The following is a 14,488-nucleotide window of genomic DNA, read 5'->3' as shown; positions in this document are numbered from 1 at the left end:
TCAAGCGCCACGGCCGGTCCCGATCACGAGCGCGCCCATCGCGATGGCCGGCAACATCAGCAGGCCATTGATCGCCACGCCGACGCGCGCCGGGCGCGGCAGCGCCATCTGCGCAGCATCGCGCGCATCGACTGCGCTCTTGTGCGCGAGCAGCGCGGCCGCGGCAAGCAGCGCCGCCGCAAAGCCCAACCCCGCGCCGGCGTCACGGCAGAACAGCAGCACCGCCCAGACGAGCACGCCGACAGCGGCGAGCCTGGCGATCGCCCAGGGCAGCGATTGCCGATGCCGCAGGGCGAGCACGAATCCGCTCAGGCCCACCAGTGCCAGCAGCAGGAGATAGGCCCAGCCCAGCGCCGGGATCACGCGGCGCAGCTCCGGGGATGCTGCGGCAGCTCGATGATGTCGTGGCCGGAGCCGCCGCCCGCATGGGCCGCGCCGTGCCCGTGTTCGGCATCCACACGCACCTGCATCGGGCGCAGGCCCAGGCGCGCGAAAAGGGCCATGTCACGTTCGGTGTCCGGATTGCCGGTGGTCAGCAGCTGTTCGCCGTAGAAGATCGAGTTGGCGCCGGCCAAGAAACACATCGCCTGCAGCTCGTCGCTCATGTCCTGTCGGCCGGCCGACAGCCGCACCATCGAGCGCGGCATCAGGATGCGCGCCACCGCGATCGTGCGGACGAAGTCGAACGGATCGATCTCCTGCGTGCCGTGCAGCGGCGTGCCTTCGACCTGCACCAGACGATTGATCGGCACCGAATCCGGATGCACCGGCAGGTTCGCCAGCGTGCGCAGCAGGCCGGCGCGCTGGCGGCCGGTCTCGCCCATGCCGACGATGCCGCCGCAACAGGTCTTGAGCCCGGCGTCGCGCACGTGTTCGAGCGTGGTGAGGCGGTCCTGGATCTCGCGGGTGTGGATGATCGAATCGTAGAACTCGGGATCGGTGTCGAGGTTGTGGTTGTAGTAGTCGAGGCCGGCTTCCTTGAGCGCGTGCGCCTGCTCGCCGGTCAGCATGCCCAGCGTGGCGCAGGTCTCCAGACCGAGCGCTTTGACCTCGCGGATCATCGCCGCCACCTTCGGCACGTCGCGGTCCTTGGGCGAACGCCAGGCCGCGCCCATGCAGAAGCGCGTGGCGCCGGCGGCCTTGGCCTGGCGGGCCTTCTCCAGCACCGCGTCGGTCTCCATCAGCTTGGTCGCCTGCACCCCGGTCTGGTAGCGCTGCGCCTGCGGGCAGTAGCTGCAGTCCTCGGGGCAGCCGCCGGTCTTGATCGACAGCAGCGTGCTGACCTGTACTTCGGCCGGATCGAAATGCTGGCGATGCACGCTCGCGGCGCGGAACAGCAGCTCGTTGAGTGGCAGCGCAAACAGCGCCTCGATCTCGGCGCGCGCCCAGTCGTGACGGACGGGCGCGGACTGGCCGGCGGCTTCGCGGGCGTGACTGACAACGGACATGGCGATCTACCGACGGTGAAGGCGTGACTGGCCCGGCAGTCTGGAAAGCATGCCCGATGCTGTCAACCTGGAGCCCCCGACGCAGGTTGACGGCCGCTGGCGACGCCTGCTGCGCAGCCTGCTGGCCACGCGATGCCTGGTGTGCCGAGAGGCGGGCATCGACGGTCGCGACCTGTGCGCCCCTTGCACTGCCGCGTTGCCGTGGATGCCGCACGCCTGCAGCCGGTGCGCCCAGCCGGTGCCGTCCGGCGATCCGTTGTGCGGACGCTGCCTGCGCCGGCCGCCCCCGCTGGGCGCCGTGGTCGCCGCGTTCGATTACCGCTTTCCGGTCGACCGCCTGTTGCCGCGCTTCAAGTTCCATCGCGATCTCGCCGCCGGGGCGCTGCTCGGCGATTGCCTGAGCCACGCGACGCAGCACGCCGAACGCCCGGATGTCCTCGTGCCGGTCCCGTTGCACGTCGCCCGCCTGCGCGAGCGCGGCTACGACCAGGCACTCGAACTTGCGCGCGTGCTGGCGCGCCGCCACGGCCTGCCCTTGCGCGCCGACCTGCTGCGCCGGGTGCGGGCGACCGCGCCGCAGTCACGGCTGGACGCAAAGGCGCGGCGACGCAATCTGCGCCATGCGTTCGCTGCCGCCGCATCGGGCGGCGCACCGGCCCACGTCGCCCTCGTCGACGACGTCATGACCACCGGCGCCACCCTGCATGCCGCCGCGCATGCCCTGCGGCGCGCGGGCGTCGCGCGTGTCGATGCCTGGGTATGCGCACGGGTGCGCTGAAGCGTGGATGCGGGTCGGCAAGCGGGTCCGGGCTTCGCCACGATGCCCACCGCCCCGTCCGCCGAGGCTGATCAGCCCGGCGCGAAACCTGTCGGCGGCAACGCGTAATCCGCGGCGATGCCGGCGAAGATCGCCATGCCGACCCAGTGGTTGTGCAGGAAGGCGCGGAAGCAGGCCTCCCGCTCGCGGTGACGCGCGATGACGAACTCCCAGACCACGAGCGCCAACGCCAGGCCCAGACCCAGCCAGTAGTAGGCGCCCAGCCCGGCCTCGCGGCCAACCAGCGCCAGCGCGACGAACGCCAGTGCATACAGCACGCCCTGGGCGACGAGATCGAGGTCGCCGAAGAGGATCGCAGTCGACTTCGACCCCGCGCGGATGTCGTCCTCGCGGTCGACCATCGCGTACCAGGTGTCGTAGGCGGTGGTCCAGAAGATATTGGCGACGAACAGTACCCAGCCGATCGGCGGCACCGTGCCCTGCACCGCCGCGAACGCCATCGGTATTGCCCAGCCGAACGAGATGCCCAGATACACCTGCGGCAGATAGGTGTGGCGCTTGAGATAGGGATAGCTTGCCGCGAGGAAGACACCGACGACGCTCATGGCGATCGTCAGCGGGTTCATCGTCAGCACCAGTGCGAAGGCCACCAGCATCAACACCGCGAACAGCAGCAGCGCCTCGCGCCCGCGGACCGCGCCGCTGGCCAGGGGGCGGTCCTTGGTCCGTTCGACGTGCGGGTCGAGCCAACGGTCGGCGTAGTCGTTGATCACGCAGCCGGCCGAGCGTGTCAGCCAGACGCCGGCGCTGAACACCGCCAGGGTCCACAGCGGCGGCACGCCCTCGGCGGCGATCCACAACGCCCACCAGGTCGGCCACAGCAACAGCAGCCAGCCGATCGGCCGATCCCCGCGCATCAGCTTCCAGTACTGCCGCAGGCGCTCACGCCGGGGCGGTACGGCGGGTTGGGCGAAACGTTCGTAGTCGTGCATGGCTGCGGGGAGGATATCAGCGGGGCTGGAGCGGCGCGGTGGTCAGCACCTCCGGGAACGGCCCGCGGCCCGTGTCGGCCCTCCTCTCTTCCTCAATCCGGGCGCGATCAAACCGCGCCGGATCGAAGGTCGCGAAGTGGTCGCCCAGTGGCCGTACTTCGCCGGGTTCGACCGCCCCCTGGGCAAGCCCCACTTCGACCTCATGGCGACCGGGCGCATGCCCCCGGAGACCCACGACGCCAGTCGGCACAGCCGTGATCCGCTGGGCGGCGACCGAATGGCGCTGTCGGACCGGAAACACTCCGATCTCCTGAGCCCTGGGTTCACTGCGGGTTTCACGACTTCACCGCGGGCGACACACTATGGCTGTTCGCCCGTCCGCCCGCCTTGCCGGACATCGTGGCGAACGTGGCGCATCGGCGCGCCTGCCGGGACAACTTTTTTCGGGGACTCACGATGCGCATTCTGGTTTGCGGCGGCGCCGGCTACATCGGCAGCCATATGGCGAAGTGGCTCGGCGCACATGGCGCCGAGGCCGTGGTGCTGGACAACCTGTCCACCGGCCATCGCGAGGCAGTGCGATTTGGCAGGTTGATCGAGGCGGATCTGCTCGATCCCGCATCGCTGGACACGGCGTTCGCGCTGGGCCCGTTCGATGCGGTGATGCATTTCTGCGCACGTTCGCTGGTGGGCGAGTCGGTGCAGAAGCCCTACGACTATTACGACAACAACGTCGTCGGCACGCTCAACCTGCTGCGGGCCATGCAGCGGCATGGCGTGGGGAAGATCGTGTTCTCCTCGACCGCTGCGATATTCGGTGAGCCGGTGTCTGCACGCATCAACGAGACGCATCCCAAGACGCCGATCAATCCCTACGGCGCCAGCAAGCTGATGGTGGAACGGGTGCTGGCCGACGCGGGCGCGGCCTACGGTCTGCGTTCGGTGTGCCTGCGCTACTTCAACGCGGCGGGTGCCAGCCCGGATGGCGACATTGGCGAGGCGCATACGCCCGAGACGCATCTGATTCCGAACGTGTTGCGTGCAGCCCTGGGCAATGGCGAGCGGCTGAAGGTATTCGGCGATGACTGGCCCACGCCCGATGGCACCTGCGTGCGCGATTACATCCACGTCGACGATCTGGCCCAGGCCCATTGGCAGGCGCTGGCATACATGGAGACACATGCAGGCGCGCACGCATTCAACCTCGGCAACGGCCAGGGATTCTCGGTGCGCGAGGTGATCACTGCGGCGGAGGCGGTGAGTGGCCACGAAATCCCCTGGGATATCGCGCCGCGACGCGCGGGCGATCCCGCTGTGCTGGTGGCCTCGAACGACCTCGCTCGCCGCGAGTTGGGCTGGACCCCGCGCTATACCTCGCTGCCCGAGATTATCCAGACGGCGTGGCGCTGGCATTGCGCGCCGACGTTCTGAGTCCTGACTGCTGGAGCGTGCCGGCTGGTCGGATTGCCCCGCGACCTCGACCATGCATCCGCCCCCGATGCGCCGCATCGCGTGTCGATGTGCGGCCGCCGCGCGCGCCCTCGATGCGGCGGCAAGCGCTGCCGCGCGGATGTGTGGGCATCAGTAGCAGCGCCAGCCGCCGACCGGCCCGGCTCGGGCCCGCGGGTGCATGGGATGCAGGAAACAACGCTCCGCTCCTACGAAACCGGCCCAAGCGAGGCCCTGGACATCGCCCCGGGAGGAGTGCGTAAGAGCTACCCCTCCCGATCCGCTTCCGGGGAGAAAAGCCTGGGCGTGGCGCAAGTTCTGGGGTGTAGCGTCCGGACGTCGGGCTACGCGGCGCCGCGGCTCGTGATCCACCAGCCCAGTGCGGCCAGAGCCAGCCCGCACAGCACGCTGGCGGCGATGTAGAGGCCGGCCATTGCGATGTCGCCCCGTCGCAGCAGCGCCAGGGTGTCCAGTCCGAACGCGGAGAACGTGGTGAAACCGCCCATGACGCCGACGAGGAGCATCACGCGTACGTCGGGGGTGAACCACTCGTGGCGGACGATGCCACCGGCCAGCAGGCCCGCGACGAAGCAGCCCAACAGGTTCACGGTCAGTGTGCCGAGCGGGAAGCGCAAGGACGTGGACGCATTAGCGCCAGCCAGCTGCAGCGTCCAGAGCGAAAGGCCGTAACGGCAGACCGAACCGAACGCGCCGCCAAGCGCGATGAGCATCAGGCGTTGCATGCACACGTGCGCGAATGCACAGGAGCGCGGGACTGCGGAGTGGCGGAACAGCAGCTGGTCTGCGGCATGGTGTCCTCGAATGCGAAGCGCAGCGGCCGCATGGAACATCGCAGAAGATGGCGCGCCTGGAGGGATTCGAACCCCCGACCAATGGCTTCGGAAGCCACTACTCTATCCGGCTGAGCTACAGGCGCACGGTGCAAGCGCCGCACCACGATCGTGGCGGGGCGGCCGCAGATTGTAGCGGAAACGGCCGGCGGGGAGAGATGCGTGATGGGCGCGATGGCGGTGGGGAGACGAAGGCGGCAGATCGCGGTCCCCGGCGTTACCGGGACGCCGGTGAAGGCGGTGGCAGGTCGCGGTCACGCCTTGAGCCCAGCGACGCGCAGTGCATCGTGGGCTTCGGCTGGCCCGCTTGGAACGCGCCCTCACCCCAACCCCTCTCCCGGGGGAGAGGGGCTTGAAGCGACGCTCTGGGCCCGCGCGGCGTGTCTTGTCGCCTGCCTGGGCCACAGCTCGCTTTCTTGCTCGTGCCTCGGCGACAACTCGTTCCCTACTGGGCGCGGCTCATGTCCGTGAGGGGGCACCGGCTGGTTGAGCGGAGTGCGGAGCCCTTCGGCGAGGTGGCGTTTGCCGGATCGGCTGGTGGGTCTGGCGCGCGGAACGCGCCCTCACCCCAACCCCTCTCCCGGGGGGAGAGGGGCTTGAAGCGGCGCTTCGGGCCCGCGCGGCGTGTCTTGTCGCCTGCCTGGGCCACAGCTTGCTTCCTTACTCGTGCCTCGGCGGCAACTCGTTTCCCTACTCGGCGCGGCTCATGTCCGTGAGGGGGAACCGGCTGGTTGACCGGAGTGCGAAGCGCTTTGATGAGGTGGCGTTTACCGCATCGGCTGGGATCTGGCGCGCGGAACGTGCCCTCACCCCAACCCCTCTCCCGGAGGGAGAGGGGCTTGAAGCGGCGATCGGGCGGGGCGCGGCGCGTCTTGTCGCCTGCCTGGGCCGCAGCTCCCTTCCTTACTCGCGCCTCGGCGGCAACTCGTTTCCCTACTCGGCGCGTCTCATGTCCGCGAGGGGGCGCCGGCTGGTTGAGCGGAGTGCGGAGCGCTTCGGTGAGGTGGCGTTTGCCGGATCGGCTGGTGGGTCTGGCGCGCGGAACGTGCCCTCACCCCAACCCCTCTCCCGGTGGGAGAGGGGCTTGAAGCGGCGCAGCAGGCGGGGCGCGGCGTGTCTTGTCGCCGCCTTGTCTCCGACCTGTTTGTTACTGGCTGACCCCAGCTCGCTGCCGGGGATGCGAGGGCGCGATACAGGCTTGGCGTCGGGCGCCCGTGTGTCCCTGGCTGCAGGCCGATGCGGCGGCGCGTTAGCGCGAGGGCGTGGCCGATGACGTGGGCGCCGCCTCGGGCGCAGGGGCTACCGGCGCGGGTGCCGCCGGGGCCTGGGGATCATCGGCCGGTATGGAGGGAGGCGAGGCCTGCCCAGGCTCGTCGAGGCTGCTCGCAGGCGCGGTGGCGCCGGATTCGCCAGGCGTTGCTGCGGAAGACGCGTCTTCGGGCCCGGTGGACGCGGACGCAGGCGGCGTGTCGTTCGATTGGACCGGCGAAGCCCCGGGCCGGGCAGTGGCCGCAGGGGTCGGCGTGGTTGCAGGCGGCGCGTCCTGCACGCGTCCCTGCGCGGCCGGTACCCAGGGCTTTTTCAACTCCGCCAGCGCGGCGCTGATCGGGCCCTCGCCGGGCAGGGCCTCGCCGCCGGTGGAACCGTCTTCCTCGTCGCCCTGCAGATGGCCCGGCAGGTTGGCTTCGGTGTACATGGTGGCGGCGCGCGGTGCATCCGGGTCGGCGCTGGCCGCGCCATCCGGACGCAGGGTGACATCGGGATCGATGCCGCGGGCCTGGATCGAGCGGCCGCTCGGGGTGTAATAGCGCGCAGTGGTGAGCTTGACCGAATCGCCGTTGTCGAGCGGCAGCACGGTCTGCACCGAGCCCTTGCCGAAGGTACGGCTGCCAATGACCCGGGCACGGTTGTTGTCGCGCAGGGCGCCGGCGAGCACTTCTGCGGCGCTGGCCGAGCCCACGTCCACCAGCACGATCACCGGTGCGCCGTCGAGCAGGTCGCCGGGGGACGCACTGAACTCGGCATCGCTGATCGGGATGCGGCCGCGGGTGCTGACGATCTTGCCCTCGTCGAGCAGGTCGTCGGCGATCTGCACCGCGGAGGTCAGCAGGCCGCCCGGATTGCTGCGCAGGTCGATGACCAGCCCGCGCAGTTTGCCGCCGGCCTGCTGCTTGAGTTCGCTGACGATGCGGCTGAAGTCCGCGGCGGTATCCACCTGGAACTGGCTGAGCCGGACGTAGGCATACCCGGGCTCGAGCATGCGGCCGCGCACGCTGACCACCCGGATGGTCTCGCGGTCGACGCGGATCTCCAGCGGCGCGGTTTCGCCATCGCGGAGCACGCCGATCATTACCGAGGTGCCCGGCGCGCCGCGCAGTGGGCCGGGGCCTTCTCTGTCGGAAGGGGTGAGCGTACGACCGTCGACACTGATGATCACGTCGCCCGCGCGGATGCCGGCCTTGGCCGCCGGCGTGCCGTCGATCGGCGCGATGACGCGCATGCTGCCGTCGCCCAGATACATCACCTCGACGCCGATGCCGTCGTAGGCGCCCTCGGTGCCTTCGTCGAAGGCCGTCGCGGTGTCCTTCTCCATGTAGACGCTGTGCGGATCGAGATCGAGCAGCAGGCCGCGGATCGCCGACGTCATCAGCTTGCGGTCTTCGACCGGCTCGACATAGGCCTCGCGCACGGCGTTGAACACGCCGACGTAGCGGCGGATCTCCTGCAGCGGCACGCGACTGGAGGCGTGGTCGATGGCGGCGGGATCATCGCTCGCAGCAACGTCGGCCTCTTCGTCGGAGCCCGCCATCGGGGCATCGCCTGGGCTCTGGACCTGTGGTGGTCCGTCGGCCTGCGGGGACGGCGCCGGCTGCGTCTGGTCCTGCGCGGTCTGCGCGAACGCGGCCGGCGCCAGCAGTGCAAACAGGGCCAGCGCCAATGAATTCGCGCGCATGCATGGACTCCGGGAAAGGCGGGAAACACGCGTGGATGCGTGCCAATCGATTATGCGGGCAGCCTGTGTGAATGGGTTGAACGGTGCTCGGGATGTTCAGTTCTGCGGTAAGTGGCGCGCGCCGCGGGCGCTGCGGATTCGGGTCGGTGGTTGCGAAGGGGTGATGCCGGGTTGGCACGTGTGGATCGTCTTCGCGCTGACACCGCTGTGGGCCGCGCGATCGAAGGCGCGTGGTGGGGAGCTGCGGGTCGGCTGCCCTCACCCCAACCCCTCTCCCGGAGGGAGAGGGGCTTGCATGGCGCGTGGGCGGGGGGCTGCGGTCGGCGGCCCGCACCCCAACTCTTCCGGGGGAGAGGGGTCTGGATGGCGCGTGGGCGGGGCGGGCTGCAGACGGCTGCCCTCACCCCAACCCCTCTCCCGGGGGGGAGAGGGGCTTGCATGGCGCGCGGTGAGGGGGCTGCGGTCGGCTGCCCTCACCCCGCCCCTCTCCCGGAGGGAGAGGGGCTTGGATGGCGCGCGGTGAGGGGGGCTGCGGTCGGCTGCCCGCACCCCGACTCATCCGGGGGGAGAGGGGCTTGGATGGCGCGTGGGTCGCGTGGACAGCAGTCGGCTGCCCTCACCCCCCAACCCCTCTCCCCGAGGAGAGTGGCTTGGACGATGCGCGTGGGGCGGGCTGCGATGCGGTGCCGTCAACGCGAGTCGGGGCTGTCACCCACCTTCCGAGGGCTGTGGGCGCTGGTGCGCCAGCCGGAAGGTTTGATCGACCTCGCGCAGGTGTGAGGCCGGGAGCAGAGCGTATGCGGGCCCGAAGGGAGGCCGTCAGCGCAGCGGCAGGGCTTGAGCCCCTCTCCCTCTGGGAGAGGGGTTGGGGTGAGGGCGATCGTGGCCAGGATCTGTTCGAGCACGGTCTCCGTGCGCACCAGCAGATCGTGGTTCCAGAACCGCAGCACGCGGTGCCCGCGGCGCTCCAGGAACCGGGTGCGATGGGCGTCTCGGTGGGGCTGGTGCTGGGAACCGTCGAGCTCGATGACGAGTGCGGCCTCGATGCTGAGGAAGTCTACGATATAGGGGCCGATCGGGTGCTGGCGGCGGAACTTCACCCCCAGGCGCCGGTCACGCAGGTGGAACCAGAGCAGGCGCTCGGCGTCGGTGGATTCGCGACGCAGGGTGCGGGCAAAGCGCAGTTTCGCAGGATTGGCGCGCATCGACCGGTTCCCTGAGACCCGGGTGGAAGCGTGGGCGCGCGATGCGGGCGTGTCGCTCGGAAGGCGGTGGATGCGTCTGTGGGGGTGTGGCGCGTGTTGTATGGGAATAGTCGGCTGGGCGCCCGTGCTGGCACTTGGTCGCGACCGGGCGAGCGTTGCGGTGAGCTGCCCCTCCCCCGCTCGCAGGGGGGAGAGCGACTGGATGGCGCGCGGGGGGCCAGGCGCGCTGGGGGCGGTTGCCCTCACCCCAACCCCTCTCCCGGAGGGAGAGGGGTTTTCACGGCGTACGGGTACGTGGGCGGGGAGTTGCTCTGCCGGGCGCGGGGCCGGGCGCGGAGACTTGCGCGGCGGAGACGGCCGGTGGGATCGGCGAGGCTTGAGCCCTCTCCCTCCGGGAGGCTTGAGCCCCTCTCCCTCCGGAGGCTTGAGCCCCCTTCCGGAGGCTTGAGCCCTCTCCCTCCGGAAGCTTGACCCCCTTCCGGAGGCTTGAGCCCCTCTCCCTCCGGGAGAGGGGTTGGGGTGAGGGCGTCCGCTGTCACCACCGCGTTACTGACACGGCTCTGGCGGCCGCGTCAGGATGCTGGGACTTCAGGAAGCCTGCCCGCAGCCGCGAGCCGCGCCGTCATCCAGCCCGCGGCTGACCGGCTCGCAAGCGAATCGCCGATCCAGCGCGCGAGCGGCGCGCATGCCTGGCCTCAGCGGAGCGTCAGCGCCGCTGCAACCAGGTCGCCGGATTGACCGGCGTCCCGTTCTGGCGGAGTTCGAAGTACAGCCCGCTGCGGCCCTGCCCGCCGGAATTGCCGACGCTGGCCAGGGTGTCGCCGCGGCGCACCGTGTTGCCGACGCTCTTGAGCAGGCCGTCGTTGTGCGCGTAGAGGCTCATGTAGCCGTTGCCGTGGTCGACGATCAGCAGCATGCCGTAGCCGGTCATCCACTCGGCGAAGACCACGGTGCCGTCGGCGACAGCCTTGACCGGCGTGCCCGCCGGGGCACCGATCAGGATGCCGGTGCTGCTGCGGCCGTCGGGCAGCTTGCCGCCGTAAGGGGTGAGCAGGCTGCCGCTGATCGGCCAGCCCAGCCCGCCGACCTGGGGCGCGGCATTGCGCGCGACCTGGGTGGGCGGACGCGGCGGCGGGCGGGGACGGCCCGCGGCTGCGGCCTCGCGGGTTTCGCGCGCTTCACGTTCGCGCGCGGCGGCTGCGGCGGCGCGACGTTCGGCCTCCGCGCGGCGTGCGGCTTCGCGCAGCTGGGCGAGGACACGCTCGAGTGAGCGCGCATCGCGACCCAGCGCCTTCTCGCGCGCGCTGCGGTCGTTGAAGCGCGATTCGATGCCCTTGACCGCCTCGGCGCGTGCGATGCGATCGCGCTCGACCTTCTCCAGCTGCGCGCGTTGCTCGGCCTGCGTCGCCTCCAGTGCCGCGCGACGCTCCTGGATCGCGGCTTCGATGCCGTCGAGCTCCTGCATTTCGGCGCGCAGTTCGCCGATGCGCGTGCTGCGCTGCTGCTGCAGGTAGCGGTGGTAGGTCAGCAGACGGCCGGCGTCGGCCACGCGGTCCTGGGCGAGCATCAGCTTGAGCGCGGCTTCGTCGCCGACCGTGTAGGCCGCGCGCAGCAGCGAGGCGAGTTCCTGGCGGCGGGTCTCCACGGTGGATTCGAGTTCCACCCGGCGCGCCTGGAGCTTTTCCAGCGCGATCTGTTCCTCGGCGAGCCTGACCCGCGTCTCGCGCAGCGCGCGCGTGGACACATCGACCTGTTCGTCGGCCGCGCGCAGGTCCCGCGCGGCCTTGCCGCGCTGGCCTTCAAGCCGGCGTCGCTCGGCAGCGACATCGCGCAGTTCCTTGCGCACGCGCTCGAGCCGGCGCTCGGTCTCGCGACTGCTCTGCGCCGATGCCTCGAACACGGGCAGCGCCGCGACCAGCAGCGCGACCAGCAGCAGCGCGCGGCCGCGGGGCATGTCAGCCAGCGGCCTGCAGCAGGCTGCGGCCGGTCATCTCGGCCGGCGGTGCGACGCCCAGCAGATCGAGGATCGTCGGCGCGAGATCGCGCAGGGCGCCACCGCGGCGCAACGGCACGTCGCGGCTGCCCACATAGATCAGATCCACCGGACCCACCGTATGCGAGGTATGCGGCTCGCCGGTTTCCGGGTCGCGCATCATCTCGACATTGCCGTGGTCGGCGGTGATCAGCAGCTCGCCGCCGCGCTCGCGCACGACCTCGACGATCTCGCCCACCGCGCGGTCGACGGTCTCGACGGCCTTGATCGCCGCTTCCAGTATCCCGCTGTGGCCGACCATGTCCGGATTGGCGAAGTTGCAGATCACCACGTCGAAGCGTTCGTCGCGCACCGCCTGCACGAGCCGCTCGCAGACTTCCGGCGCGCTCATTTCCGGCTGCAGGTCGTAGGTGGCGACCTTCGGACTCGGCACCAGGATGCGCTCCTCGCCCGGATACGGAGTCTCGCGGCCGCCGCTGAAGAAGAACGTCACGTGCGCGTACTTCTCGGTCTCGGCGATGCGCAGCTGGGTCAGCCCGTTCGCGCCGAGCACTTCGCCGAGCGTGTTGGTCAGGTTGTCGGGCTGGAATGCGAGCGGCGCCGGCAGGCGCGCGTCGTATTCGGTCAGGCAGACGAACCGCGCGAGCTGCGGGCGACGGGCCTGGAAGCCGGTGAACGCGGGATCGACGAATGCCGCGGTGAGCTGCCGCGCGCGGTCGGCGCGGAAGTTCATGAAGACCACGGCGTCACCGTCAGCCATCGGCGTTGCACCATCGATGACGGTGGGCATCACGAATTCGTCGTTCTCGTCACGCGCATACGCGGCCTGCAGCGCGGCAACCGCATCGGGCGCGTGATACGGGGACTCGGCCTCGACGATCGCATCCCAGGCCTTGCGCACGCGCTCCCAGCGCTGGTCGCGGTCCATGGCGTAGTAGCGCCCGGACACGCTGGCGACGTGGGCGTTGCCGAGCGTGGCGCAGCGCGCCTGCAGCGCGCGCAGGCTCGGTTCGGCCGACCGCGGCGGCATGTCGCGCCCGTCGGTGAAGGCGTGGACGGCAACGCGCGCAACGCCACGCCGCGCGGCCAGATCGAGCATCGCCAGCAGGTGCGCCTCGTGGCTGTGCACGCCGCCGGGCGACAGCAGGCCCATCACATGCAGGGTGCCGCCATTGGCGCGCACCGCATCGCAGGCGGCCAGCAGCTCGGCGTTGTCGAAGAAGCTGCCGTCCTCGATGGCCGCATCGATGCGGGTCAGGTCCTGGTAGACGATGCGGCCAGCGCCGATGTTCATGTGGCCGACTTCGGAGTTGCCCATCTGCCCATCGGGCAGGCCGACATGACGGCCTTCGGTATGGACCAGGGTGCTCGGGTGCTGGGCCAGCAGACGCCGCCAGTTGGGAATGTCGGCGAGGGCCAGCGCGTTGTCGCGCGGATCGTCGCGGTGCCCCCAGCCATCGAGGATCAGCAGGACGACCGGGCGGGGACGGGAAGCGCTAGCGGCATGAGGCACGACATTCGACCCAGTGACCAAAGACAGATGCGATTGTAGCGAAGCAGGGGCAAGCTACCGTCGACAGGCCACCGCCTGCCCTTTCACCCAGGAGATCCACATGTCCCGTTTCCAAGTCCGCGGTCGCTGCGCCCCCCTGCTGCTCGCGGCCGCACTCGCGCTGGCGACCGGTGCCGCGTTCGCGCAGTCGGACATCTCCAAGGTCAACGGCGGGGTGGAAGCCGAGGCGGGACAGACCTATCGCGACCTCAGTACGGTCAACGGCGGCATCCGGATCGGCGACGGCGCCACGGCGCGTGACGTGGACACGGTCAATGGAGGAGTCCGCGCCGGCGACGACGTCACGCTCGGCCAGGTCGAGACCGTCAACGGTGCGATCGAGCTGGGCGCCCGCGCCCGGGCCCGCTCGCTGGAGAGCGTCAACGGCGGCGTCCGTGTCGGCACCGATGCGAAGATCGGCGGCAATATCGAGAGCGTCAGCGGCGGCGTATTCGTCGACCGCGGCGGCCGCGTGGACGGCAACGTCTCGACGGTCAACGGTGCCATCGGCGTGGTCGGCACCGAGATCACCGGCGACATCAAAACGGTCAACGGCGACATCACCGTGGGCGCCGGCTCGCACGTGCGTGGCCGGGTCGTGGTGGACAAGCCCTCCTCGAACTGGTTCCCGGTGACGATCAGCCGCCGCAGCCCGCGCGTGATCATCGGGCCCGACGCGATCGTCGACGGGCCGCTGGAGTTCAAGCGCGAAGTCACGCTGTACGTGCACACCAGCGCCAGGACCGGCGCGATCAGTGGCGCCACCGCGGTGCCTTACGACAGCGCGCGCGCGCCGCAGGAGTAGGACGCATCTCGGCGGGTGACCGGAAGGACAGAAGTCTTCGCCGCACCCGATAGCGGTCGCCGCATGCGGACCGCTACTCGCGGAACAGCGGCTCCAGACTGGAACGCGACAGCGGCACGAAGCGGTAGCGCCGATCGCCGTACCGCAGGCTGACCTCGTAGTCCTGCGGGTTCTGCCACAGGGCATCGTCGATCGGGGCGGGTGCACCCCCGTCGCGTTTCGTCACATCGACCATCACCGGCGGCGCTCCGCCCTGCTGCTGGATGGCGAGGAACGCGTCGATTTCCTGCCGCTGCTGCGCAGCCGTCGTCGCCGTGGTGACCCGGGCCCACGCGGTGTCGGCTGCTGCATCGTGCTTCATCTCGTCTCCGCTACGTCCGCTGCCACATGCGCTCGACAGCAGACCTGCCGTCAGCAGGCAGCCCGCGAGTGCCCTTCGGAAGATGCTGAGCTGGAGATCGG

11 protein-coding genes, 1 tRNA gene and 1 pseudogene are annotated in these 14,488 nt (G+C 70.2%); 3 read left to right on the top strand and 10 right to left on the bottom strand.

Features of this window, described 5'->3' with window-relative positions; all coding sequences use genetic code 11:
• Window positions 1-363, bottom strand: coding sequence for a hypothetical protein (locus tag EGK76_RS10830; RefSeq protein WP_123832614.1), 363 nt, complete (start codon window positions 361-363; stop codon window positions 1-3).
• Window positions 360-1,448, bottom strand: coding sequence for a biotin synthase BioB (gene bioB, locus EGK76_RS10825; RefSeq protein WP_123832613.1), 1,089 nt, complete (start codon window positions 1,446-1,448; stop codon window positions 360-362). Before bioB ends, EGK76_RS10830 begins: the two co-directional genes overlap by 4 nt.
• Window positions 1,449-1,497: 49 nt before the next feature.
• Here bioB and EGK76_RS10820 point away from each other — a divergent pair, with 49 nt between their 5' ends.
• Window positions 1,498-2,226 carry a ComF family protein gene (locus EGK76_RS10820; RefSeq protein ID WP_123832612.1) on the top strand — a complete coding sequence of 243 codons (729 nt, stop codon included), beginning with the start codon at window positions 1,498-1,500 and terminating at the stop codon, window positions 2,224-2,226.
• Window positions 2,227-2,297: 71 nt separating this feature from the next.
• Here EGK76_RS10820 and ubiA read toward each other — a convergent pair whose 3' ends face one another.
• Window positions 2,298-3,218, bottom strand: coding sequence for a 4-hydroxybenzoate octaprenyltransferase (gene ubiA / locus EGK76_RS10815; RefSeq protein WP_123832611.1), 921 nt, complete (start codon window positions 3,216-3,218; stop codon window positions 2,298-2,300).
• Between the two features lie 456 nt (window positions 3,219-3,674).
• On the opposite strand from ubiA, the gene galE reads away from it, so the two are divergent.
• Window positions 3,675-4,649 (top strand): UDP-glucose 4-epimerase GalE, encoded by a 975-nt coding sequence (gene galE / locus EGK76_RS10810; protein ID WP_123832610.1) that lies wholly within the window; start codon window positions 3,675-3,677, stop codon window positions 4,647-4,649.
• 362 nt (window positions 4,650-5,011) lie between these two features.
• Here the strand turns inward: galE and crcB are convergent, their stop codons facing one another.
• From crcB to gpmI, 6 genes and pseudogenes are all read right to left on the bottom strand, one after another.
• On the bottom strand, window positions 5,012-5,398 hold the full coding sequence (crcB, locus tag EGK76_RS10805) for a fluoride efflux transporter CrcB (RefSeq protein WP_233580261.1): 387 nt from the start codon (window positions 5,396-5,398) through the stop codon (window positions 5,012-5,014).
• Window positions 5,399-5,527: 129 nt separating this feature from the next.
• Window positions 5,528-5,604, bottom strand: a tRNA-Arg gene (locus EGK76_RS10800).
• Window positions 5,605-6,767: 1,163 nt separating this feature from the next.
• Window positions 6,768-8,327, bottom strand: a complete 1,560-nt coding sequence (locus tag EGK76_RS10795) for a S41 family peptidase (protein WP_233580277.1) — start codon at window positions 8,325-8,327, stop codon at window positions 6,768-6,770.
• Between the two features lie 1,034 nt (window positions 8,328-9,361).
• Window positions 9,362-9,676 (bottom strand): annotated as a pseudogene (locus EGK76_RS15670) (DUF559 domain-containing protein); the annotation flags it as partial.
• Between the two features lie 706 nt (window positions 9,677-10,382).
• A complete protein-coding gene (locus EGK76_RS10785) occupies window positions 10,383-11,630 on the bottom strand; it encodes a peptidoglycan DD-metalloendopeptidase family protein (protein WP_123832606.1) in 1,248 nt (415 codons plus the stop codon).
• 1 nt (window position 11,631) lies between these two features.
• Entirely contained in the window at window positions 11,632-13,182 is a 1,551-nt protein-coding gene (gene gpmI / locus EGK76_RS10780; protein WP_123832605.1) for a 2,3-bisphosphoglycerate-independent phosphoglycerate mutase, read from the bottom strand.
• Window positions 13,183-13,282: 100 nt separating this feature from the next.
• Between gpmI and EGK76_RS10775 the strand changes: the two genes are divergently transcribed.
• On the top strand, window positions 13,283-14,026 hold the full coding sequence (locus EGK76_RS10775) for a hypothetical protein (RefSeq protein ID WP_123832604.1): 744 nt from the start codon (window positions 13,283-13,285) through the stop codon (window positions 14,024-14,026).
• A gap of 73 nt (window positions 14,027-14,099) precedes the next feature.
• On the opposite strand, the gene EGK76_RS10770 is transcribed toward EGK76_RS10775, so the two are convergent.
• Window positions 14,100-14,387, bottom strand: coding sequence for a hypothetical protein (locus tag EGK76_RS10770; protein ID WP_123832603.1), 288 nt, complete (start codon window positions 14,385-14,387; stop codon window positions 14,100-14,102).
• Window positions 14,388-14,488 lie beyond the last annotated feature (101 nt).

Origin of the sequence: Luteimonas sp. 100069, from assembly GCF_003813845.1 — a bacterium.
GTDB lineage: Bacteria > Pseudomonadota > Gammaproteobacteria > Xanthomonadales > Xanthomonadaceae > Luteimonas > Luteimonas chenhongjianii.
The sequence above is the reverse complement of the archived record's forward strand: the minus strand, read 5'-3'. Positions and strand labels throughout refer to the sequence as shown.